The 21,530-nt window shown below is 71.1% G+C and carries 22 protein-coding genes; 16 read left to right on the plus strand and 6 right to left on the minus strand.

From position 1 onward, the window contains the following. The first annotated feature begins 1 nt into the window (after window position 1). Genes LIV37_RS41430 through LIV37_RS41480 form a run of 11 tightly spaced genes read left to right on the plus strand, consistent with a single transcriptional unit; the run spans window position 2 to window position 11,571 of the window. The gene (locus LIV37_RS41430) at window positions 2–1,243 is read left to right on the plus strand and encodes a glycosyltransferase (RefSeq protein WP_020873036.1); all 1,242 of its coding nucleotides are present in this window, start codon (window positions 2–4) and stop codon (window positions 1,241–1,243) included. Continuing rightward, complete coding sequence (locus tag LIV37_RS41435) at window positions 1,240–2,475, plus strand: class I SAM-dependent methyltransferase (RefSeq protein ID WP_121823888.1); 1,236 nt, start codon at window positions 1,240–1,242, stop codon at window positions 2,473–2,475. The genes LIV37_RS41430 and LIV37_RS41435 overlap by 4 nt, the downstream gene beginning before the upstream one ends. Continuing rightward, the gene (locus tag LIV37_RS41440) at window positions 2,472–3,266 is read left to right on the plus strand and encodes a glycosyltransferase family protein (protein WP_020873038.1); all 795 of its coding nucleotides are present in this window, start codon (window positions 2,472–2,474) and stop codon (window positions 3,264–3,266) included. The genes LIV37_RS41435 and LIV37_RS41440 overlap by 4 nt, the downstream gene beginning before the upstream one ends. Continuing rightward, entirely contained in the window at window positions 3,263–3,910 is a 648-nt protein-coding gene (locus LIV37_RS41445; protein ID WP_020873039.1) for a PIG-L deacetylase family protein, read from the plus strand. The genes LIV37_RS41440 and LIV37_RS41445 overlap by 4 nt, the downstream gene beginning before the upstream one ends. A gap of 3 nt (window positions 3,911–3,913) precedes the next feature. Continuing rightward, complete coding sequence (locus LIV37_RS41450) at window positions 3,914–4,939, plus strand: NAD-dependent epimerase/dehydratase family protein (RefSeq protein WP_020873040.1); 1,026 nt, start codon at window positions 3,914–3,916, stop codon at window positions 4,937–4,939. Continuing rightward, window positions 4,927–6,210, plus strand: coding sequence for a DUF4910 domain-containing protein (locus tag LIV37_RS41455; protein WP_020873041.1), 1,284 nt, complete (start codon window positions 4,927–4,929; stop codon window positions 6,208–6,210). Before LIV37_RS41450 ends, LIV37_RS41455 begins: the two co-directional genes overlap by 13 nt. Then, a complete protein-coding gene (locus LIV37_RS41460) occupies window positions 6,207–7,514 on the plus strand; it encodes an MATE family efflux transporter (RefSeq protein WP_121823887.1) in 1,308 nt (435 codons plus the stop codon). The genes LIV37_RS41455 and LIV37_RS41460 overlap by 4 nt, the downstream gene beginning before the upstream one ends. Then, window positions 7,511–8,458 carry a glycosyltransferase family 2 protein gene (locus LIV37_RS41465; RefSeq protein ID WP_020873043.1) on the plus strand — a complete coding sequence of 316 codons (948 nt, stop codon included), beginning with the start codon at window positions 7,511–7,513 and terminating at the stop codon, window positions 8,456–8,458. The genes LIV37_RS41460 and LIV37_RS41465 overlap by 4 nt, the downstream gene beginning before the upstream one ends. Next, window positions 8,455–9,672: a polysaccharide pyruvyl transferase family protein gene (locus tag LIV37_RS41470; protein ID WP_121823886.1), complete on the plus strand. Its 1,218-nt coding sequence runs from the start codon at window positions 8,455–8,457 to the stop codon at window positions 9,670–9,672. Before LIV37_RS41465 ends, LIV37_RS41470 begins: the two co-directional genes overlap by 4 nt. Continuing rightward, window positions 9,669–10,220, plus strand: a complete 552-nt coding sequence (gene rfbC, locus LIV37_RS41475; protein WP_020873045.1) for a dTDP-4-dehydrorhamnose 3,5-epimerase — start codon at window positions 9,669–9,671, stop codon at window positions 10,218–10,220. The genes LIV37_RS41470 and rfbC overlap by 4 nt, the downstream gene beginning before the upstream one ends. A 7-nt stretch (window positions 10,221–10,227) precedes the next feature. After that, window positions 10,228–11,571, plus strand: coding sequence for a glutamate-1-semialdehyde 2,1-aminomutase (locus LIV37_RS41480; protein WP_020873046.1), 1,344 nt, complete (start codon window positions 10,228–10,230; stop codon window positions 11,569–11,571). Window positions 11,572–11,578: 7 nt separating this feature from the next. Here the strand turns inward: LIV37_RS41480 and LIV37_RS41485 are convergent, their stop codons facing one another. Then, complete coding sequence (locus LIV37_RS41485) at window positions 11,579–12,289, minus strand: phosphatase PAP2 family protein (protein WP_020873047.1); 711 nt, start codon at window positions 12,287–12,289, stop codon at window positions 11,579–11,581. A gap of 238 nt (window positions 12,290–12,527) precedes the next feature. Here LIV37_RS41485 and LIV37_RS41490 point away from each other — a divergent pair, with 238 nt between their 5' ends. Further along, the gene (locus LIV37_RS41490; protein WP_020873048.1) at window positions 12,528–13,520 is read left to right on the plus strand and encodes a substrate-binding domain-containing protein; all 993 of its coding nucleotides are present in this window, start codon (window positions 12,528–12,530) and stop codon (window positions 13,518–13,520) included. A 142-nt stretch (window positions 13,521–13,662) separates the two neighbouring features. After that, window positions 13,663–14,298, plus strand: a complete 636-nt coding sequence (locus LIV37_RS41495; protein WP_020873049.1) for a hypothetical protein — start codon at window positions 13,663–13,665, stop codon at window positions 14,296–14,298. A gap of 4 nt (window positions 14,299–14,302) precedes the next feature. Here the strand turns inward: LIV37_RS41495 and LIV37_RS41500 are convergent, their stop codons facing one another. Then, window positions 14,303–14,911, minus strand: coding sequence for a TetR/AcrR family transcriptional regulator (locus LIV37_RS41500; RefSeq protein WP_020873050.1), 609 nt, complete (start codon window positions 14,909–14,911; stop codon window positions 14,303–14,305). 140 nt (window positions 14,912–15,051) lie between these two features. Here LIV37_RS41500 and LIV37_RS41505 point away from each other — a divergent pair, with 140 nt between their 5' ends. Both LIV37_RS41505 and LIV37_RS41510 read left to right on the plus strand, forming a co-directional pair. Further along, window positions 15,052–15,840, plus strand: coding sequence for an SDR family NAD(P)-dependent oxidoreductase (locus tag LIV37_RS41505; protein ID WP_020873051.1), 789 nt, complete (start codon window positions 15,052–15,054; stop codon window positions 15,838–15,840). Window positions 15,841–15,977: 137 nt separating this feature from the next. After that, the gene (locus LIV37_RS41510; RefSeq protein ID WP_020873052.1) at window positions 15,978–17,009 is read left to right on the plus strand and encodes a S41 family peptidase; all 1,032 of its coding nucleotides are present in this window, start codon (window positions 15,978–15,980) and stop codon (window positions 17,007–17,009) included. 126 nt (window positions 17,010–17,135) lie between these two features. Here the strand turns inward: LIV37_RS41510 and LIV37_RS41515 are convergent, their stop codons facing one another. The 3 genes from LIV37_RS41515 to LIV37_RS41525 all read right to left on the minus strand — a co-directional run bounded on the left by LIV37_RS41515 (window position 17,136) and on the right by LIV37_RS41525 (window position 19,132). After that, window positions 17,136–17,810: a VOC family protein gene (locus tag LIV37_RS41515; RefSeq protein ID WP_121823884.1), complete on the minus strand. Its 675-nt coding sequence runs from the start codon at window positions 17,808–17,810 to the stop codon at window positions 17,136–17,138. Between the two features lie 302 nt (window positions 17,811–18,112). Next, the gene (locus LIV37_RS41520) at window positions 18,113–18,739 is read right to left on the minus strand and encodes a TetR/AcrR family transcriptional regulator (protein ID WP_202979577.1); all 627 of its coding nucleotides are present in this window, start codon (window positions 18,737–18,739) and stop codon (window positions 18,113–18,115) included. Between the two features lie 126 nt (window positions 18,740–18,865). After that, window positions 18,866–19,132 carry a hypothetical protein gene (locus tag LIV37_RS41525; protein ID WP_121824975.1) on the minus strand — a complete coding sequence of 89 codons (267 nt, stop codon included), beginning with the start codon at window positions 19,130–19,132 and terminating at the stop codon, window positions 18,866–18,868. 481 nt (window positions 19,133–19,613) lie between these two features. On the opposite strand from LIV37_RS41525, the gene LIV37_RS41530 reads away from it, so the two are divergent. Beyond that, the gene (locus LIV37_RS41530) at window positions 19,614–20,549 is read left to right on the plus strand and encodes an endo-beta-N-acetylglucosaminidase H (protein WP_185058141.1); all 936 of its coding nucleotides are present in this window, start codon (window positions 19,614–19,616) and stop codon (window positions 20,547–20,549) included. Between the two features lie 197 nt (window positions 20,550–20,746). On the opposite strand, the gene LIV37_RS41535 is transcribed toward LIV37_RS41530, so the two are convergent. Then, the gene (locus tag LIV37_RS41535) at window positions 20,747–21,430 is read right to left on the minus strand and encodes a TetR family transcriptional regulator (protein WP_121824974.1); all 684 of its coding nucleotides are present in this window, start codon (window positions 21,428–21,430) and stop codon (window positions 20,747–20,749) included. Window positions 21,431–21,530: the final 100 nt, after the last annotated feature.

The raw sequence follows: 21,530 nt of genomic DNA on the forward strand, positions 1-21,530 counted from the left end.
CATGCACGTCCTCGTGGTGCACAACCGCTACGCCTCGGCGCAGCCGAGCGGGGAGAACAAGGTCGTCGACCAGGAGGTGGAGCTGTTGCGCGCGGCCGGCCATCAGGTCGGGGTGTTCGAGCGGCGCAGCGACGACATCGCCGCCCGGTCCCTCCTCGGCAAGGCCGCGGTGCCGCTCCTCGTGCCGTGGAACCCGGCGGTCCGCGCGGAGCTCACCGCCCGGCTGCGCACCGAGCGGCCGGACGTGGTCCACGTCCACAACGTCTTCCCGCTCCTGTCGCCCGCGGTGCTCGCCGCCTGCGCCGACGCCGGTGTGCCCGCCGTCGCCACGCTGCACAACTACACCCAGGTCTGCCCGCCCGGCACCCTGCAGCGGGACGGCCGCCCGTGCACCGAGTGCGTCGGGTCGGCACCGCTGCCCGCCGTGCGGCACGGCTGCTATCGGAACTCCCGCCTCGCCACGGTGCCGCTCGCGGTCAGCCTGTCGGTCAACCGGCGGCGATGGTGGTCCGGCGTGGAGCGGTTCTTCTGCATCTCCGCGGCGCAGCGCGACGTCCTGGTGCGGGCCGGCCTGCCGGCCGAACGGCTGGCGGTGAAGCACAACTTCGTGCCCGACCCGGGCGTCCGCCGGGTAGGCGGGGGAGAGCATCTGCTCTGTCTCGGCCGGCTCGCGGAGGCCAAGGGCATACGGCTGCTCATGGCCGCGTGGGACGAGATCGCGGCGAGCGGCGGTGTGGGCGTACCGCTCGTGATCGCCGGTGCGGGGCCACTGGAGCGAGAGGTGACCGCCTGGGCGGCGGGCCGGGACGACGTGGCCTTCGTCGGCCTGCTGGACCCGGCGGAGTGCGCCAAGGCCATCGCGCGATCGGTCGCCGTGGTGGCGCCCTCGACATGGCTGGAGGCGTTCGGCCTGGTGGTCGTGGAGGCGATGGCGGCCGGGGTCCCGGTCGTCGCCGCCGGTCACGGGGCCTTCACCGAACTGGTCGAGGACGGCGTGACCGGGCTGCTGCACCAGCCGGGCGAGTCCGCCTCGCTCGCGTCCGGCATGCGCCGGATCGCGGCCGAGCCGGCCCTGAACCGGGAGATGGGCCGGGCGGCCCGGCTCCGTTACGAACAGGATTTCAGCCCGGCCGTCGGGCTGGAGCGCCTGGTGGAGGAGTACCGCACCGCGATCGCGGGGCGGTCAGCACTGACTCGTGGCGGGGACTCCCGCGCGAGCAGGGGGGATGGGGACAGTAGATGACACGATGCCGACTCTGCGGCTCGGAAGCGATGGCGAGCGTTGTCGACCTCGGGGCGACGCCACCATGTGAGAGCTTTCTCGCCGCGGACCAACTGGACCAGCCGGAACCGGCGTACCCGCTGCACCTGCGGGTCTGCACCGACTGCTGGCTCGCGCAGATCCCGCCGCTGATCACGCCGGAGGAGACGTTCAGCGAGTACGCGTACTTCTCCTCCTACTCGACCTCCTGGGTGGAGCACGCGCGCACGTACGTCGCCGACGCCACGGCGCGGCTGGGTCTCGGCCCCGACGACTTCGTGGTCGAGGTGGCGAGCAACGACGGATACCTGCTGAAACACGTGGTGGACCGGGGGATCCGCTGCCTCGGCATCGAGCCTTCGGTGAACGTCGGCGCCGCGGCGCGGGACGCGGGCGTGCCCACGCTCACGGAGTTCCTGAGCCCGGACACCGGCTCGGCCGTCCGTGCCGAACACGGCCCGGCGGACCTGGTCGTGGCCAACAACGTGTACGCGCACATCCCCGACGTGGTCGGGTTCACCCGGGGGCTGCGCGCCCTGGTCGCCGACGACGGCTGGGTCTCCATCGAGGTGCAGCACCTGCTGACCCTGATCGAGGAGAACCAGTACGACACGATCTACCACGAGCACTTCCAGTACTACACGGTCGCGTCCGCGATCCGAGCCCTCGCGAGCGGCGGACTCGCCCTTGTGGACGTCGAGTTGCTGCCCACGCACGGCGGTTCCATCCGGCTGTGGGCCCGGCCGGCCGAGGTGGCCGGCGAACCGGCTTCGAGGGTGGCCGACGTACTGGACCGGGAGAAGGCCGCCGGGCTGCGGGAACTGTCCGGGTACACCGAGTTCTCCGCCCGGGTGGCCAAGGTGCGCCGGGACCTGCTGCGATTCCTCATCGAGGCGGCCGAGCGCGGCGAGACGGTCGTCGGCTACGGCGCCCCGGGCAAGGGCAACACCCTGCTCAACCACTGCGGCATCCGGCCCGACCTGCTTCCGTACACCGTCGACCGCAACCCCTACAAGCACGGCAGGTTCACCCCGGGCACCCGCGTCCCGATCCTGCCGCCCGAACGGATAGCCGCCGACAAGCCGGACTACGTGCTCGTCCTCCCGTGGAACCTGCGGGCCGAACTGGTCGAGCAGCTGTCCTTCGTGCACGACTGGGGCGGCCGGCTGGTCTTCCCCATCCCGGAACTGAGCATTGTCGAGGTCAAGGCATGAAGGTCGTTCTGTTCTGCGGCGGTTACGGGATGCGGATGCGGAGCGGTGCCGCGGACGATGTGCCCAAGCCGATGGCCATGGTCGGCCCCCGGCCGCTGATCTGGCACGTCATGCGCTACTACGCGCACTTCGGGCACACGGAGTTCATCCTGTGCCTCGGGTACGGGGCCCACCACATCAAGGACTTCTTCCTCAACTACGAGGAGACGACGTCCAACGACTTCGTGCTGCGAGGCGGGCGGACCGAACTGCTGTCCACCGACATCTCGGACTGGACGATCACGTTCGCGCAGACCGGCGTCGAGTCACCGATCGGGGAGCGGCTGCGCCGGGTGCGGCACCACCTGGACGGCGACGAGATGTTCCTCGCCAACTACGCCGACGTGCTCACCGACGCCCCGCTGCCGGAGATGATCGACCGGTTCGCCCGGCGCGACGCCGGTGCGTCGATGATGGTGGTGCCGCCGCAGTCCTCGTTCCACTGCGTGGACCTGGGCGATGACGGCCTGGTGGGGGGCATCACCGCGGTGAGCGAACTGCCACTGTGGGAGAACGGCGGCTACTTCGTGCTCCGCCAGGAGGTCTTCGACCACATCCCGGAGAACGGGGACCTGGTGGCCGACGGATGCGCCCAACTGGCCAAGCGCGGCCGGCTGGTGGCGCACCAGCACCGCGGCTTCTGGAAGCCGACCGACACCGTGAAGGAGCGGGCCGCGCTCGACGCCGCCTACGCCCGGGGCGACCGCCCGTGGGCCGTGTGGGAACGAGACGGTGCGGGGGCGACGGCGTGATCCGTCTGCACACCGGGCGCCTGGACCGGATCGTCGCCATGGGCGCGCACTGCGACGACATCGCCATCGGCGCCGGTGGCACGCTGCTCGCGCTGTGCCGCGCGCGGCCGGGCGTCCGCGTCGACGCGCTGGTGCTCACCGGCGGCGGCAGCGAGCGGGAGCGGGAGGAGCAGTCCGCGCTCGCCGCCTTCTGCCCGGACGCCGACCTGCGGCTGACCGTGCACAAGCTGCCCGACGGCCGGCTGCCCGCGCACTGGGAAGAGGCCAAGGCCGCGGTCGAGGAACTGCGCGCGCGGACCGAGCCGGATCTGGTGCTGGCGCCGCGTACCGATGACGCGCACCAGGACCACCGCGGCCTGGCGCGGCTGATACCCACCGCCTTCCGTGACCACCTCGTGCTCGGCTACGAGATCGTCAAGTGGGACGGCGATCTCGGCCGCCTCGCGGCGTACCAGCCACTGTCGCCGGAGACCGCCGAACAGAAGGTGCGGCTGCTGCAGGAGCACTACCCCTCGCAGCGTCACCGGCCCTGGTACGACCGGGAGGCCTTCCTCGGCCTCGCGCGGATCCGCGGCATCGAATGCCACGAGCGATACGCCGAAGCGTTCGCCGTCACCAAACTCACGCTCAACCTGGGGGGTTGAACCTTGCGCGTACTGCTGACCGGACACCAGGGCTATCTGGGAACCGTCATGGCCCCGGCCCTTGCCGAGGCCGGGCACGAGGTCGTCGGCCTCGACGCCGGACTCTTCGCCGACTGTGTCCTCGGCCCGACACCTGCCGACCCGCCGGGGCATCGGGTCGACCTGCGCGATGTCACGGCCGAACACGTGGCCGGGGTCGACGCGGTGATCCACCTGGCCGCGCTCTCCAACGACCCGCTGGGATCGCTGGCGCCACAGCTCACCCACGACATCAACCACCACGCGTCCGTACGGCTGGCCCGGCTGGCGCGCGAGGCCGGAGTGCGGCGCTTCCTGTACGCGTCGACCTGCTCGGTCTACGGCGCCGCGGGCGGCGACGACCTGGTGGCCGAGGACGCCCCGCTGCGCCCGGTGACGCCGTACGCGGAGTCCAAGGTGCGGGTCGAGGACGATCTGCACCACCTGGCCGACGGCGACTTCAGCCCGGTGTTCATGCGCAACGCCACCGCCTTCGGCTACTCGCCCCGGCTGCGCGCCGACATCGTGCTGAACAACCTGGTGGGCCACGCACTGCTGTCCGGCGAGGTGCTGGTGCTCTCCGACGGCACCCCCTGGCGCCCGCTGGTGCACGCCGTCGACATCGCACGGGCCTTCACGGCCGCGCTGACCGCGCCGCGGGAGGCGGTGCACGACCGGGCGTTCAACATCGGAAGCGAGACCAACAACGTCACGGTCGCCGAGATCGCCGGGCAGGTCGCCGAGGCGGTGTCCGGCTCCAAGGTGGTGATCACCGGGGAGACCGGCGCCGATCCGCGTTCGTACCGGGTGGACTTCTCCCGGTTCCGCGCCGCCTTACCCGGCTTCGACTGCGAGTGGACGGTGAAGCAGGGCGCGCTCGAACTCGCCGACGCCTACCGGGAACACGGGCTGACCCGGGAGGACTTCGAGCAGCGCTTCACCCGGCTCGCCGTGCTGCGCGCGGCGTCCGACGCCGGCACCGTCGACGACACCCTGCGGTGGCGCCGGTGACCGCGCCAGGCGAGGAGATGTACGCGCTGGTGGAGCGGCTGTACCCGCTCTGCCGGAGCATCACCGGCGACGGTGTGCGCGCCACCCTGGAGATCGTCGGCGAGTACGTCCCGCTGAAGGTGCACGAGGTGCCGACCGGGACCCAGGTGCTCGACTGGACGGTGCCGCAGGAGTGGAACATCCGGGACGCGTACATCGCCGACCCCGCAGGCAACCGGGTCGTCGACTTCGCCGCGTCCAGCCTGCACGTGCTCGGCTACAGCGTGCCGGTGTCGGCGGTCATGCCGCTGGCCGAGCTCCGCGCGCACCTGCACACCCTGCCGGACCACCCGGCCTGGGTGCCCTACCGCACCAGCTACTACCAGCCGGAATGGGGGTTCTGCCTGGCCCAGGAGACCCTGGACGCGCTGCCGGACGGCGAGTACGAGGTGCGTATCGACTCCACGCTCGCGGACGGGCACCTCACCTACGCCGAGCACGTCGTCCCCGGGCAGGTCCCCGACGAGGTGATCGTCTCCTGCCACGTCTGCCACCCGTCGCTGGCCAACGACAACCTGGCCGGTGTCGCGGTGGCGACGTTCCTGGCCCGGGCGCTGGCCGAGCAGACGCCGTACTACACCTACCGGTTCATCTTCGCGCCCGGCACCATCGGGGCGATCACCTGGCTGGCCCGCAACGCGGAGCGGATCGACCGGGTCAAGCACGGCCTCGTGCTGGCCTGTGCCGGTGACCGGGGCCACCTCACGTACAAACAGAGCAGACGCGGCGACGCGGAGATCGACCGGGTGATGCGGCATGTGCTGACCGCCTCCGAACGCCCGTACCGCGTCGTCGAGTTCACCCCGTACGGCTACGACGAGCGGCAGTTCTGCTCGCCCGGGTTCGATCTCGGCGTCGGCTCGCTCACCCGGACCCCGTACGCGGGCTACCCCGAGTACCACACCTCGGCGGACAACCTGGACTTCGTCTTCCCGGAGGCGATGGCGGACACCCTCGCCGTCTGCCGCGAGGCGTTCGCCGTCCTGGACCGCGACCGGCGGTACCTCAACCTCAGCCCCTACGGCGAACCGCAGCTGGGCCGACGCGGGCTGTACGACGCGCTCGGCGGCCGCAGCGACACCAAGCAGGCCCAGATGGCCATGCTCTGGGTGCTCAACCTCTCCGACGGCGAGCACAGTCTGCTGGACGTCGCCGAGCGGTCCGGGCTGCCGTTCGACACCGTCGCCGACGCGGCCGGCGCCCTGCGCGGCGCCGGGCTGATCAAGGCATGACGCCGATGCCCACCGAGGGGGAGAAGCCGCAGACGACGGCGCCACCGCCCCGATCCGCCAAGCGGGCCCTCGTCGGCCGGCTGTCCTGGGGACTGGCCGACCAGGCGGCCTCCAGCATGTCCAACTTCGCGGTGGGCATCTACGTGGCCCGCTCGCTGGGGGTGACCGCGTTCGGCGTGTTCAGCCTCGCCTGGGTGACCTACGGCGTGGTGCTCAACATCTCCCGCGGGCTGGCCACCGATCCGCTCGTGGTGCGCTTCAGCGGCGTGCCGGAAGCGTCCTGGCGCGCGGCGGTGGCCCGGTCGTCGGGTACCGCACTCGGCGTAGGGGCGGTCATCGGCGCGGCGTGTCTGGTGGCCGGGCCGGCCCTCGGCGGCCGCGTCGGGCCCGCGTTCGTCTGCCTCGGCGTCATGCTGCCGGGGCTGCTGCTGCAGGACGCCTGGCGGTTCTCGTTCTTCGCCGCCGGTGCCGGGCGCAAGGCGTTCGTCAACGACGTCGTGTGGGGCGTCGCGCTCGTCCCGGCCATGATCGTGGCGGCCCGGGTGGGCAGCGTGGCCGCCTTCGTGCTCGCCTGGGGCGCGTCCGCCACGGTGGCGGCGGGGTACGGCTACCTCCAGTCCGGCATCCGGCCTCGGGTGGCCGGGGCGCGCGAGTGGCTTCGCGAGCAGCGCGATCTCGGCTACCGGTACCTGGTCGAGAACACCTGCCTCAGCGGCGCGAGCCAGCTGCGGGCGTACGGACTCGGCGCGATCGTCGGGGTCGGCGCGGTGGGCGCGGTGCGGGGCGCCGAGCTCCTGCTCGGCCCGTTCCTCGCCGTGCTGATGGGCCTTTCGCTGGTCACCGTGCCGGAGGCGGCACGGGTGCTGCGGCGGACCCCGCACCGCCTCGGCGCGTTCTGCCTGCTGCTGGGTGGCGGGCAGGCCGCCGGCGCGCTGCTCTGGGGCGGGGCGCTGCTGCTGATGCCGGACCGGCTCGGCGAGTTGGCGCTGGGCGGTGTCTGGCACTCCGCCGCACCGCTCATCGTGCCGGTCACCCTCGGCGTCGCGGGCGCCGGCCTCGGCACCGGCGCGGCGGCCGGGCTGCGCGCGCTCGGCGCCGCCCGGCGCAGCCTGCGCTCCCAGCTGTTCGCCTCCGCCGCTTACGTCGGCGGCGGGCTCGGCGGGGCGGCCGTCGCCGGCACGGTCGGCTCGGCCTGGTGCGTCGCCGCCGCGACCGTCAGCGGCTCGGCCGTGTGGTGGCTGCACCTGCGGTCCGCCCTGCGCGAGCGCCACCACGATTCCATCCGCGAAGTGAGGACCTCATGACCGACCGACCCAGGCTGAGCATCGGCCTGCCCGTGTACAACGGCGAGGAGTACCTGGCCGAGTCGCTCGACGCCCTGCTCGGCCAGACCTACGAGGACTTCGAGCTGGTCATCTCCGACAACGCCTCGACCGACGGGACCGAGGACATCTGCCGCGAGTACGCCGCGCGGGACGCGCGCGTCCGGTACCTCCGGCTGCCCCGGAACATCGGCGCCACGCCGAACCACAACCGGGTGTTCGCCGAGTGCCGCGGCGAGCTGTTCAAGTGGGCCTCGCACGACGACCTTTACGCCCGCGACCTGCTGCGGGCTTGTGTCCAGGCGCTGGACGAGCGGCCGGACGTGATCCTCGCACACGCCGACCAGGCCGTCATCGACGGCGACGGCGAGGTGAAGGTCCCGTACGAGTACACGCTCGCCACCGGCTCACCGCACCCGGCGGAGCGCTTCCGCAGCATGCTGTTCGAGCCCGGTGGCGACGACTTCTACGGGGTGATCCGGGCCGCCGCGCTGCGCCGGGTGAAGCCCATGGACAGCTACCACCACGCGGACCGCACGTTCGTCGCCGAGATCGCCCTGCACGGGCGCTTCCACCAGGTGCCGGAACTGCTGTACTTCCGCCGCGACCACCCCACCCGCGCCGAGCGGGCGAACCCGAGCAAGCGCTCCCGGTGCGTCAACCTGGACCCGCGCCGGGCGGGCCCGCTCCACCCGACGCCCCGGCTGCTCGCCGAGTACGTCTGGGGCTTCGCCTCGGCGATCCGGCGGGCCCCGTTGTGCGCGGCCGACCGGCGCACGTGCTACCGCCACCTGGCCGCGTGGATGACCAGCCGGGCCCGGCCGGGCGCCGGTGAACGGGTCGAGGACCGCGCCCCGGTCGACCCGGCCGAGCTGACCGTCTCCGTCGACGCCCTCGTCGCCGGGCGTGAGGGGCGGCGGGCATGAGGACGGCGACACGTGTGGGGGTGTTCGGCCTGCTCGGCTCCGGCAACCTCGGCAACGACGGGTCACTCGAGGCCGTGCTCGGCTACCTCCGCGCCGAGCACCCGGAGGCGGTCGTGGACGCGCTGTGCGGGGGACCCGAGGCCGTCACGGCCCGGTTCGGGATCCCCGCCACGCGGCTGCACTGGAACCGCGCGGAGTACCGGACCGCGTCGCGCGCGGGCGCGATCGCGGCGAAGGGCCTGGGCAAACTCGTCGATGTCTTCCGCACCGCCGCCTGGGTGCGCCGGCACGACGTGGTGATCGTGCCGGGCATGGGCGTGCTGGAGGCCACGCTGCCGCTGCGGCCGTGGGGCTTCCCGTACTCGCTGTTCCTGCTCTGCGCGAGCGGCCGGCTGCTGCGCACCCGGGTCGCGCTGGTCAGCGTGGGCGCGGCCGAGATCCGCAACCGGCCGACCCGGGCCCTGGTGCGCTGGTCGGGGCGGCTGGCCGCGTACCGGTCGTACCGGGACGCCCAGTCCCGGGACGCGATGCGGGCGATGGGCGTGGACACCGCGCGCGACGAGGTCTACCCCGACCTCGCGTTCGCTCTGCCGACGACTTCGGCCGCCATGTCCTCGGGTACGGTCTGCGTTGGCGTCATGGACTTCCACGGCGGCAACGACGACCGCGCCCGGGCCGACGAGATATACCGGCGCTACCTCGACGGGACGATCCGGTTCGTCCGTGCGCTGGTCGAGGAGGGCAGGCCGGTCCGGCTGCTCACCGGTGACGACTGCGACGCGTCGGTGGTCGCCGCGATCCTCGACGCGGTGGACTCAGCCCTGGTCACCGCTGCCGAACCGGCCTCACTGGCCGACCTGATGAACGAGATGGCGGCTGCGGACGCCGTCGTGGCGGTCCGGTACCACAACCTGATCTGCGCGCTGAAGACCGGCACACCGGTACTGGCCCTCTGCTATGCGGCGAAGAGCGACGCGCTCATGGACCGGATGGGCCTCGGCGCGTACTGCCACCCGGCGCGCGCCGTCGACGCCGACCGGCTGCTCGAACAATTCAGGGACCTGGAGAAGCACTCGGCCGAACTGCGGCACACCCTCACCGAGCGGAACCGGGCCGCCGCACAGCAACTCGCCCGCCAATTCGCCGCGTTGACCGCGGCCCTCTTCCCGGCGACAGACCACGCACACGCCCACGCGCATCGGGAGGCTCGATGAAAGCGACCGAAGTACCGCAGATCGCCGGCGCGTACCTGTTCGAGCCGACGCCGTACGCCGACGAGCGCGGCTTCTTCTGCCGCACCTTCGACGCCGACGTGATCCGCTCGGTGGGCCTCGACCCGGACGCCTTCGTGCAGGACAGCCTGTCCCGCTCGGTCCGGGGCGTGCTGCGCGGCCTGCATCTGCGCTCCGGCGCCGGTGAGGCCAAGCTGGTGCGGTGCTCGTACGGAAGGATCTTCGACGTCGTCGTGGACCTGCGGCCCGAGTCGCCGACCTACCTGGGCCGGGCCTCCTTCGAACTGTCCGGCGAGACGCAGACGACCCTGTACATCCCGGCGGGGTGCGCGCACGGCTTCCAGGCGCTGACCGAGGCCGCCGACACCTCGTACCGTATCGACCGCCCGCACGATCCGGCCGAGGACGTGACGATCGCCTTCGACGACCCGGAGCTCGCCATCGGCTGGCCGCTGCCGGTCACATCGATGTCCCAGCGGGACCGGGAGGCGCCGAGCCTCGCCGAGGTCCTGAAGCACAAGGAAGGGTGAAGTCGGCTTGGCCACCGAACACACCGAACAGACCCCCGAGTTCCTCCTGCCCCGCTCGCGGACGGCGAACGAGCGGCTGCACGCCATGATCCCCGGAGGCGCGCACACCTACGCCAAGGGCGACGACCAGTACCCCGAGAACCTGGCCCCGGTCATCAGCCACGGCCGCGGTGCCCACGTGTGGGACATCGACGGCAACCGCTACGTCGAGTACGGGTCCGGCCTGCGGTCGGTCAGCCTCGGCCACGCCCACCCACGCGTGACCGAGGCGGTGCGGCGGGAACTCGACCGCGGCAGCAACTTCGTCCGGCCGTCCATCGTGGAGGTCGAAGCCGCGGAACGCTTCCTGGCCACGGTACCGACGGCCGAGATGGTGAAGTTCGCGAAGAACGGCTCCGACGCCACCACCGCCGCGGTGCGCCTCGCCCGCGCCGCCACCGGGCGCCCGCGGGTGGCCATCTGCGCCGACCATCCGTTCTTCTCCGTCGACGACTGGTTCATCGGCACCACGCCGATGTCCGCCGGTGTTCCGGCGGCGACCAACGAGCTCACCGTGGCGTTCCCTTACGGGGACCTGGCCGCCACGGAGGCACTGCTCAGCCGGTACCAGGACGAGGTCGCCTGTCTGATTCTCGAACCCGCCACCCACACCGAGCCCACTCCCGGGTACCTCGCCGGTCTGCGCGAGCTGGCCGACCGGCACGGCTGCGTACTGATCTTCGATGAGATGATCACCGGCTTCCGCTGGTCCGAGGCGGGCGCCCAGGGCCTGTACGGCGTCGTCCCCGACCTCTCCACGTTCGGCAAGGCGCTGGGCAACGGATTCGCCGTCTCCGCGCTGGCCGGGCGCCGCGAGCTGATGGAGCTGGGGGGCTCGCGTCACTCCGGCGACCGGGTGTTCCTGCTGTCCACCACGCACGGTGCGGAAACGCATTCGCTGGCCGCCGCGATGGCCGTGCAGACCACCTACGCCGAAGAGGGCATCACCGCCCAACTGCACGCCCTCGGCGAGCGGTTGGCGGCGGGTGTCCGCGAGGCGGCGGCGGGCACGGGCGTCGGCGAGCACATCGTCGTCCGGGGCCGGGCCAGCAACCTGGTCTTCGCCACCCTCGACGGGAACGGGCAGCCGTCGCAGCACTACCGCACCCTGTTCCTGCGCCGGCTCCTCGCGGGCGGGGTGCTGGCCCCGTCGTTCGTGGTGAGCAGCGCGCTCGGCGACGCCGACATCGAGCACACCGTCGACGTGGTGGCCCAGGCATGTGCGGTGTACCGGAAGGCACTGGACGCCGGTGACCCCACCCCCTGGCTGGCCGGAAGACCGGTGAAACCCGTATTCCGCCGCCTGGTGTGACGGGGCGTCAGCTACGTTCTCGCCGACGGGAGTCGGCCATCCGAACGACCAGCCAGTCCGCCGTCCGGTCGACCAGCCATGCGGTGGCCGGGATCACCGCCAGCGCGGTGCACCAGCCGCCGAGGACGTCGGTCGGATAGTGCGCGCCCAGGGCGACCTGCGCCCATCCCATCGCGGCGCCGGCCACGAGCGCCGCCGCGAGCACGAGTGTCGTTCCGGCCGTCCTGCCGAGGCCGAACCGGCCGGTCACGAGCAGCGCCACGACGAGCGCGAGCGCGGTGAAGAAGGCGGTGTGCCCGCTCGGATAGGACAGGTTGCCGTCGCCGTGGATGGTGCGTCCCACCACATGCTTGAGCAGCGTCGCCGTCCCCACGGTCATGGCGGCGCCGGCAACGACGAGCGCCGCCGCGCGAGGACGCCGAAGCAGCAGGCAGCCCGTCACAGCGGCCACGATCAGCGTCGCCGCTCCGGCGGGTTCCCCCAAGAAGTCCATGGCCAGAGCGACGCGCCTCCAGGGCGGCCGCACACTGTCCGCCGTCGGCCGGATGATCCACCTGTCCACCCCGCCGGGCTCGCTGTGCCCGGCGTACAGGACCCCCAGCACGCCGACCACCAGCGCGGCGAGGACCGCGATCGGCCCGAGCCGCGCGCGCAGCGACCGGGGCAGCACGAACCGGGTGGGGCCGACTTCCAGGTCCGCTCCGGTCAGGCGATCCAACGCGAGCCCCCCGTCGTGTCCGACGCACCCTCCAGCGACCACAACCGCCCTGCGGACACCCGCTCCTGGCCCGTACGACTCCGCGGGAGCCATCAGCCGGTGCGGCCCCGAACTGGTCGGTTTGTCATCCTACCGGTAGTTCGTCGATCCCGGCCGGGTTGGCGCGGCAGCACCTCCGACCACGCCTGCATGTACGGAAGCGGGCCTCCCTACGAACTCCTGGAGAGGAGATCCACTGATGGGCACGAAGCTGAGCATCGGCGTATACGCCTATGAGCACACCGAGGCACTGTTCGACGGCCGGGTCGCGGTCGACGGGGTGGACGCGGTGTTCGAGACGGCACCCCTCGTATCGGACATCTTCCGCCGCACCATCGAGGGGCACTACGACCTCGCCGAGTTCGGTCTCACCTACTTCCTGCGCACCTTCGACCTCGACGATCCGCCGTTCCTGGCGCTGCCGATCCTGCCCAACCGCAACTTCCGCCACTCGGCGATCTTCGTGAACACCGCCGGCGGGGTCGAGAAGCCGCGGGACCTCGTCGGCCGGACCGTCGGCGAGTTCATGCTCTACGGCCACGACGCCGGGATCTGGCCGAAGGGCATCCTGGCCGACGAGTACGGCGTGACCCCCGACCAGTGCCGCTGGGTCATCGGCGGCACCAACCACCCCATGCCCGCCTGCGACTGGATCCCGCAGCCCGTCCCGGACGGGGTCGACGTGCGCCACGCGGAGGACGGCCGGACCCTGGGCGCCATGCTCGAATCCGGCGAGATCGACGCACTGATCTCCGTCGACGTGCCGCGGGCCGTGCTGGACGGCTCACCGAAGGTCGCCCGCCTGTTCCCCGACTACGAGGCCGTCGAGCGCGACTACTACCGCCGCACCGGGATCTTCCCCCCGATGCACATCGTCGCGATCCGCAGGGAACTGGCACAGCGACGGGGCCTCGCACGGGCCGTCTACGACGCCTTCACGGAAGCCAAGGAGCTCGCCGAGCGGAAGTACCTCGCCGGCGCCGCGAAGCAGCACATGGGCGTCATCACGCCGTGGTTCAGCGCGCTGTTCGAGGAGAACCGCCGGCTGCTCGGCGACGACTGGTGGCCCTACGGCATCGGCGCGAACCGCGAGGCCATCGACACCTTCTTGCGCTACCACCACGAGCAGGGCCTGTCGAAGCACCGGCTGACCTGCGAGGACATCTTCGTGCCTGAACTGCTCGACACCTGAGGCGAGCGGCGACGACGGTTGCCCGCCTGGATACCGGGTCTGACGGTAGGTCAACCGCCCGTCGGTGGCGCATGATGGAGGCGCATGATGGAGGCGCATTATGGAGGCGCCCGTCCCGTCAGAAGCGAGGTGTCGCGTCCCGATGAAGCGCAAGACCAGAATCCTCCTGACGGGCCTGGCTTCCGTGGGCGGCGTCGCCGCCGCGGGCATGGCGCACAACCGTCGGCCTGATCGCCGGGAACTCCTCCACGCCACGGTCTTCAGCGAGCCCGGCTACAGGGGCCGCAACCAGATGCTGACCTGGAACGGCGGCAAGCACGAGGTTGTCCCGCTCAACCGGGTACAGCTGCCGCGCATCGGCTCGATCACGCTGGACCGGCTCGTGTACCGCTTCAAGCCCGATGTGCGGCTACCGAACATGCGTTTCCTGTGGCACGCCCTCACCGAGCGCCCGGACCGCACGGACCCCGAGAGCGGCGTGGCCAGCTTCATCGCCATGCACGAGCTCGTCGGCATGTTCTCGATGGGCTGGTGGGAGCCGGTCCGCGAATCCAAGGCGCGGTCGGGGGTGCGGCTCTGGGCCGGGCGCCCCGGCGATCCGCCGCCCGCGCACGACAAGGGGGGCCTTTCCGGTAAGGCGGCTCCCGGCGAGGCGGCCACTCCCGGCGTCCAGCCCTGGCACGACGTCCTGTCCAACACGTCCGACCTCGGCTCCTGGGGCGCCCGCACCCGCTACCTCGAACTCGGCTACCACGACGGAAGCACCCCCCGCGGCTGACCGACTAGTTGGTGAGTGGGAGGGCTGTCGCACCGTGGCTGCCGCCCAGCGCGCCCAGTGTGGTTCGCACGAGTAGATCGATCTTCGCCTCGGTCTCATCCGTGGTGGCCGGGGAGGCCAGGGTGGGAGAGCCCGCGGGCAGGTCGTGGACCTCGTGCAGAAGGGCCAGGTAGACCTGGCGGCACCAGGTGGGGTCGACCGCGGTGATTGCCTCGGTGTCTCTCAGGCGGGCGAAGAGCAGGTCGAGGCCGTCGAGGACTTCCGGCGTGAGGGCCGCGCTCAGCTGGATGGCGAAGCGGTGGCTGAGCTTGAGATCGAAGACGATCTCCGTCAGACGGTGCAGCGCGATGAGGGGCGGTGCGGTCTTCACCCGTGCTTCGGCCAGCCCGCCCAGGTAGCGCTGACTGAGCTGTTCGGCCAGGGCGTCCACCAGCGCGCTGCGGGAGGCGAACCGGCGATGGACGGTGGCGCGGGCGAGTCCCGCGGCGTCCGCGATCCGCTCCAGGGACGCGGTGGCGTCCGCGGCGAGCACGGTTTCCGCCGCTTCCAGGATGCGGGCCGTACTGCGTTCGGCGTCCGCCCGGATCCGCCGGGGAGAGCTGTTCTCGCTCATGCCACCTCCTCTGCCGCTGTCTCGGAGCACCCTACCCTCGTCAACAGCAACTGAGACAGTCATGGATCAGTTATTGACATAACTGCGATAGTCTTGTTTCAGTTATGCCGCTTGAGCCCTTCCCATCACAGGAGCACGTCATGGATCTTCAGCTCGCCGGTAAGCGCGTCCTCGTCACCGGGGCGAGCAGGGGCATCGGCCTCGCGATCGTTCAGGCATTCCAGCAGGAAGGCGCCCTGGTGACCGCGACCGCGCGACGCAGCACGCCCGAACTCGAGGCCACCGGAGCCGCTTTCGTCCCCGCCGACCTGGCCACGGCCGACGGCCCGCGACACCTGGTCGACGCCGCCCTGGCCGTCGATCCCAGGATCGATGTCCTGGTCAACAACGCCGGCGGCGGCGAAATGCCGCAGGAGGGGTTCGGCGATCCACTCAACGGCGGGGACGAGGTCTGGGCCTACGGGTTCGCCCTCAATTTCGAGTCGGCCGTCCGGACCACCCGCGCGGCACTGCCCTCGCTCCTCGAGGCCAGGGGCGCCGTGGTCAACATCAGCTCCGACAGCGCCCGTCGACCGGGGACGGAGCCGCTGCCGTACTCCGTCGCCAAAGCGGCCCTCAACGCCTTCACCCGACAGCTGGCCGAGCGCATGGCGCCCTCCGGAGTACGCATCAACGCGGTGTCGCCGTCAGCGACGCGCACGCCCCAGATAACGGCTGAGGACGGGTACGTCGCACGAGTGGCGGACAACGTGGGCGTCGACCACGCGACGCTGATGGCAGCCCTGCCGAAGGAGACCGGGATGCTCACCGAGACCCTGATCGACCCCGCCGAGATCGCCCGGGCGGTGCTGCTGCTGGCCTCCCCGGCCATGCCGAGTGCGATCGGTGTGAACCTGTCTGTCGATGCGGGGGCCACCAAGATCGTCTGAACCCGCACATCCAGCAGATGGCTCCTCGGCTGATCGACGCGGCCAATGAAGTGGCCAACGAGGCGGCCAACGAGGCGGCCAATGAAATGGCCGACCGCGAGGCGGTCCGCTCGATCCGGCCTCTAGGCTGAGAATCCATGGACCACAGCAGTCGATTACCCCGGTGGGGCGCGCTGGCCCTGACCCTGCTCCTCGCGCTTGCGACCGCGTGCTCGAAACAGCATGAGGACACAGCACCCGACGACCGGATCTCACCGAAGGCACGGGCGTATCTCACGGCAGCACTGGACCTCATCCAGAAGCGGGCGCTGAAACGGGGTGAGGTCGACTGGCCCGAGGTGCGCCGCACGGCGTTCACCCGCGCGGCGGGGGCCCGGAAGCCGAGCGGCACCTACCCCGCGATCGAGGGGGTCCTCGGTGCCCTCGGGGACGGCCACAGCCGCTTCCTGAGTCCGGCGGCCGCCGAGAAGTTGTCTGAGACATCTTTGCAAACGATCCCCGGCCTGGTCGCCAAACGGCTGCGGAGCGGTCCGGGGTACGTAGCCCTCCCCGGCGTGCAGGGCTCGATGCACACGTATGACACGTATGTGCGTCAGGGCCGGGACGCGGTGGCGGCGGCCGACCGGAAGGGCGCCTGCGGCTGGGTGGTGGATCTGCGCGGGAACCGAGGCGGGAACATGGACCCCATGTTCGCCGTCGTAGCGGCGATCCTGGGCGACGGGAATGTGGGCGCCTTCGTGGAGGCCGACGGCAAGCGCACCGTGTGGACGGTGAAGGGCAGGAGCCTCAAGGCCGGCGCCAACCCGCCCCCGTGGCCGGCGGCCAGGCCGCTGTCGCGTACGCACCCGGCCGTGGCCGTCCTCACCGACGGCCGGACCGCGAGTGCCGGAGAAGCGGTCACCGTGGCCTTCCGGGGCCGCCCCGCGACCCGCAGCTTCGGCATGAGAACCTCCGGAGTTCCCACCGGCAACACCCACCACCGCCTTTCCGACGGTGCGGCGCTCGTGCTCACCGAGGCGAAGGAAGCGGATCGAACCGGCCGCACTTACGGCGGACCGATCCCGCCGGACGAGGAGTTCCTCGTCGAGCCCCAGGACATCGGCACCAGCCGCGACCGCGCACTGGACGCGGCCACCCGCTGGCTCGGGAAACAACCCGACTGCCGATGAGCGCAGGCCCCAGCGCCGCGCCCGCTCAGTGCGTGTTACGTCGGCGTGGTGCCCAAGGGCGCTGCGATCAGTAGTGCGGCCAGTCTGCCGGGTCGCCCCCGGGAGTCGCGAGGAAAGGGGCACCCGCTACAGGTCGGCCGGGTCCCTGCGCAGCGTGACCTCGCGCCCGGTCGCGGTGCGCACCGTTACCGCGTGCACGCCCGGCCGGCCGGGCACGACCGCCAGCGGCAGCCGGTCGAAGGTCTCGGCACCGATGTGCTCACGCAGTTCCCCGGCGTCAGCGCCGATCTCCAGCCGGGTCACGGCCACCCCGCGCTCACCGTGCTCCACCGCCCCACGATCCGGGTTGGTGGCCGGGTCCTCCCGGTAGAACCAGTTCGGCAGCCCCCGGCGCCAGCACGTGTCGAGCGCGCGGCCGGGGCCCGGCGCGGTGGTGATGATGCGCTGGGTGCCGTCGGGCTGGACGCGCCCCGGAAGTCGCGCCACCTCGCCGCCGAGCCGCTGTGCGACCGCGGTCATCTCCTCGAGGGTGTCGGCGCGCAAGCTCCAGAACATCCATCGGTCAGCCCCGTCCGCGAGGAGCCCGTCGAACCACGCGGCCGCCGTGCCCGGCTCCGTGGCGGGGCCCGTCGCGGCCTCGACCTCCAGGTAGACGTCCTCGCCGAGCGGGAAGATCGTGTTGGCGATCCCGGCGGCGAAGACGCCACCGTCGTAGTGAGCGAGTCCTGTCTCCTCGTGCACTCGGCGGACCCCGTCGCCCAAGTCGCGGACGCCGAGACAGAGGTGATCCAGATGAAACATGCGTTCAGCCTCCCGTGACCAGACGATCTTCTTGACCCGCGGCCGCAGCCGATCCACTCTCCCGCAGCCTGCGATCGGGTTCGGGCGGCGGGCCGAACGGGCAACGGCCCCGCGCCATCGGGTACCGGGGTACGTCGGACAGGACCTCCGACATCACAGTCCTCCCACAGAGTTACCAAACGATCGTTCGGAGACTTACCGAACACACGTTAGGAATCTTGGAGGAACTTGTCCACCCTCCGGATCAGGATCGCCACCGCAGAGGAGAACGACGGGGGCAACGAGAGGAAAAACGCCAGGTGTTAGGCGAAAACGAGCGAAACGAACTCATCGACGAACGACCTCACGGAGTCCGCATCGTTGTGCTCGGCCGAGTTCTGGAAGAGAGCGACACGACCGTGCGCGCCGACGAACGCGATCACCGCAGCTCGCTCAGCAGACACCCGGAGCGCGACCCCCGCCGCGGCGCAGCGCGCGAAACCGGCGACGAGCAGGTCGATCACGTCGGCCAGTGGCCCGGCCGGCCGGACGCCGGGCGCGGTCCGGGGAGGCCCGTTGGCCGTCATCAGCCGGTAGTGCCCCGGGTTGTCCACCGCGAACTGGCAGGAAGCGTGAATCATCGCCCGCACACGGCCCACCACGTCGTCAGAGTCCACGCGGCCCTCGGCCGCCTCCATCGCGACGCGCAGCCGGACGAACTCGTGCTCGGTGAGCCCCGCTACGAGCGCGGCACGATCAGTGAAGTGCTGGTAGATGCTGGCGGGCGCGATACCGGCGGCACGGGCGACGCCGCGGATGGTCAGCCCGTCCTCCCCGTCGAGCTCGGACAGCAACCGGCTGGCCGCGGCGAGGATCTCCCCGCGCAGCCGCTCACCCTCCCCCCAGCGGTTGCGCATGCGCGGGGCGCTGACCTGAACCTCTTCCGACACGTACCCATTCTTACTACCCGCGCCCCCCAGGCCACAGCCCGGTCCGCTGCGGATGGCGGCCGTTTCGCGGATGGCGGTCTTTCGTAGCGTCTTTCGCTCGTGCCCCGCCTATTTTCGGGCCGTGCGTCATCCGGCGGGTTCGATACGGAGGACGGCGGTGGCGTCGTGGATCTTGACGACCTTCAGGCTCATGTGGTCGTTGATGGTTGCGGCGGGTCCTTCGCCGCAGCTCAGTCCGACGCCGCCACCGCCCTCCGATGACACGCCGCCGCCACCGGAACAGCCCGAAACGCTGAAGCCCGAACCCGTCAGCTGCGCCGCCATCTCGACCTCGTCGCCGGTGATCGCCGTCACCTTGATCCGCCCGAGGCCGTACTTCTCCGGCACTGTCACGACGTCCCCCGAGGTGACCTTGATCTCGCACTTCCCGTCAGCGCACGGACCGGTCGGCGAGGGCGACGGCGTGGCCGTCTTTGTGGGAGTCGACTCGTGATCGGACGCCGGTGACCCGGAGTTGGACCCGCTGGGCCGGTCCTTCGCGGCGGACCCGTCCGAGGAATCGGAGGAACACGACGTGAGGGCGGCGAACACGACAGCGACAACGGCGGCGAGGGCGACGGTGGATGACGTTCTATGCATCATGAGCCCATGGAACCCCACCCCGGTCGGGACCCCTCCCGCCCGGGCAGGCGCGCCGGCCGCCCGGCGCTCGACTGGGCTGGGCCGGGGTCGGTGCGGCGTGAGGTGCGTGGGAGTCGTGAAGAGTTCGCGCGCGGTTCTCGGGATTTGGTTACGGGGGCGGAAGACTTGGGGGGCTCACTCGGTGCTCCGAACAGGTCGGGCGCCGACCCAAGCGAGGGGAGACCGGTCAATGATGTTCACACTCTTACGGAGCAGAGTACGGAGGGCCGCGTTCGCGCTTTCGGCGATCGCGGCCCTCGCCTTCGCCGGGACCGCGGCGACCACCGCGACCGGCGCGACCGGCGCGGCATCGGCCCCCGCTCCCGCAAAACAGGGGTCGACCTCGGTGGCGTACGTCGAGGTGAACAACAACAGCATGCGCAACGTCGGCAAGTACACCCTCGCCAACGGCGGCGGCAACGTCTTCGACGTCGCCGTGATCTTCGCGGCGAACATCAACTACGACACGGGTACGAAGACGGCGTATCTGCACTTCAACGAGAACGTGCAGCGCGTCCTCGACAACGCCGCCACGGAGATACGGCCGTTGCAGCAGAAGGGCATCAAGGTCGTCCTCTCGGTGCTCGGCAACCATCAGGGCGCGGGCTTCGCCAACTTCCCTTCTCAGCAAGCGGCTTCGGCGTTCGCGAAGAAGCTGTCGGACACCGTGGCTGAGTACGGCCTCGACGGCATCGACTTCGACGACGAGTACGCGGAGTACGGCAACAACGGCACCGGCCAGCCCAACGACAGCTCGTTCGTGCACCTTGTGACGGCCCTGCGCGCGAACATGCCGGGCAAGATCATCAGCCTCTACAACATCGGCCCGGCCGCGTCGCGCCTCTCCTACGGCGGCGTCGACGTGTCGTCCAAGTTCGACTACGCCTGGAACCCGTACTACGGCACCTGGCAGGTTCCCCGCATCGCACTGCCCAAGTCGAAGCTGTCACCGGCGGCTGTCGAGATCGGCCGGACCTCGCAGAGCACAGTCGCCGACCTCGCCCGCCGCACCGTCAGCGAGGGCTACGGCGTCTATCTGACGTACAACCTCGACGGCGCCAATCGCGGCGCCGATGTCTCCGCGTTCACCAGGGAGCTGTACGGCAGCGACGCCGTCTACACGCCGTAAGGCCACCGCACGCCCCGGCGCGCGGACGGCGGTCCACGCGGTACGTGTGTCACCAAGGCCCGGTCAGCCGCCCCGGCGCCGGGCCCCAGGATGTGCGGCCGTGCCCGCGACATCGCTGTCGAAGGCGCGGCCCGCACATCAAGCTGGGTATGGTACCGAGTACCCTCGGTCAAGGCTCTGAGTGCCATGCGGGGAAGCTAGCCGTCTCCCAAAGTCTTCTCGATCTTCTGCACCACGCGCCATATGGGAGCGCTCCGTGGCGCCACCAAGACGATCACATCGTCCTCCGGCGCGGGCGCGGGCGCGGTGCTGCGCTCCGCGGATTCGCCGACGCCGCCCCACGTCTGCCGTACGAAGATCAGCGACTGATCCACCGCCTTCGCGGCATCGCCCTGCCCCCCACCTCGCAGCCAGGTCCGCAGTCCGTTGTTGTGCGCGGCGACGACGGCCGCGGCCTGTACTTCGGCCCGAAGCGCTCCGGCATCGTCCCCCGCGTACCGTTGCCGGAGGTAGTGGGCCAGGGTCCGCTCGTAGCGGTGCACCACGGACAGCTCAGAGCCGCGAAGGCTGGGCACTTCGCGCGTGAGCCGGTAGCGCTGCACGGAGAACTCGGGGTTCGCGGCATACATCCGCATGACGAGGCGGGCCGCGTCACAGACCACGTCGAGTGGTTCGCCGTCAGTGCTCGTGGTGAGGAAAGCGCTCATCTCGGCCAGGCAGCGCTCATGTTCGGGGAAGACGACGTCTTCCTTGGACGGGAAGTACCGGAAGAACGACCGGCGTCCCACTCCTGCCCGCGCCACGATGTCGTCCACTGTGGTCCGCTCGAAACCGTGCACCAAGAAGAGCTGGAACGCGGCCTCGATGAGCGCCTCGCGCATGGGCGCCTTGTCGGACGGCTCGGGCCCGCCGACCGCCGCGGTCGCCCTGCCCTCGTCGCGTACGTCCGTCATGGAGGGAACCTAGCATCGGCTCCGGCAG

This window comes from Streptomyces rapamycinicus NRRL 5491 (assembly GCF_024298965.1).
Classification (GTDB): Bacteria; Actinomycetota; Actinomycetes; order Streptomycetales; family Streptomycetaceae; genus Streptomyces; species Streptomyces rapamycinicus.

Excerpts from the sequence above, each read along its gene's own strand:
- LIV37_RS41515 (WP_121823884.1), bottom strand. The coding sequence starts at position 17,810 with ATGTTTCATCTGGATCACCTCTGTCTCGGCGTCCGCGACTTGGGCGAC.
- LIV37_RS41495 (WP_020873049.1), top strand. The coding sequence starts at position 13,663 with ATGAAGCGCAAGACCAGAATCCTCCTGACGGGCCTGGCTTCCGTGGGC.
- LIV37_RS41510 (WP_020873052.1), top strand. The coding sequence starts at position 15,978 with ATGGACCACAGCAGTCGATTACCCCGGTGGGGCGCGCTGGCCCTGACC.
- rfbC (WP_020873045.1), top strand. The coding sequence starts at position 9,669 with ATGAAAGCGACCGAAGTACCGCAGATCGCCGGCGCGTACCTGTTCGAG.
- LIV37_RS41435 (WP_121823888.1), top strand. The coding sequence starts at position 1,240 with ATGACACGATGCCGACTCTGCGGCTCGGAAGCGATGGCGAGCGTTGTC.
- LIV37_RS41505 (WP_020873051.1), top strand. The coding sequence starts at position 15,052 with ATGGATCTTCAGCTCGCCGGTAAGCGCGTCCTCGTCACCGGGGCGAGC.
- LIV37_RS41500 (WP_020873050.1), bottom strand. The coding sequence starts at position 14,911 with ATGAGCGAGAACAGCTCTCCCCGGCGGATCCGGGCGGACGCCGAACGC.
- LIV37_RS41440 (WP_020873038.1), top strand. The coding sequence starts at position 2,472 with ATGAAGGTCGTTCTGTTCTGCGGCGGTTACGGGATGCGGATGCGGAGC.
- LIV37_RS41530 (WP_185058141.1), top strand. The coding sequence starts at position 19,614 with ATGTTCACACTCTTACGGAGCAGAGTACGGAGGGCCGCGTTCGCGCTT.
- LIV37_RS41430 (WP_020873036.1), top strand. The coding sequence starts at position 2 with ATGCACGTCCTCGTGGTGCACAACCGCTACGCCTCGGCGCAGCCGAGC.
- LIV37_RS41465 (WP_020873043.1), top strand. The coding sequence starts at position 7,511 with ATGACCGACCGACCCAGGCTGAGCATCGGCCTGCCCGTGTACAACGGC.
- LIV37_RS41535 (WP_121824974.1), bottom strand. The coding sequence starts at position 21,430 with ATGCGCGAGGCGCTCATCGAGGCCGCGTTCCAGCTCTTCTTGGTGCAC.
- LIV37_RS41490 (WP_020873048.1), top strand. The coding sequence starts at position 12,528 with ATGGGCACGAAGCTGAGCATCGGCGTATACGCCTATGAGCACACCGAG.
- LIV37_RS41470 (WP_121823886.1), top strand. The coding sequence starts at position 8,455 with ATGAGGACGGCGACACGTGTGGGGGTGTTCGGCCTGCTCGGCTCCGGC.
- LIV37_RS41460 (WP_121823887.1), top strand. The coding sequence starts at position 6,207 with ATGACGCCGATGCCCACCGAGGGGGAGAAGCCGCAGACGACGGCGCCA.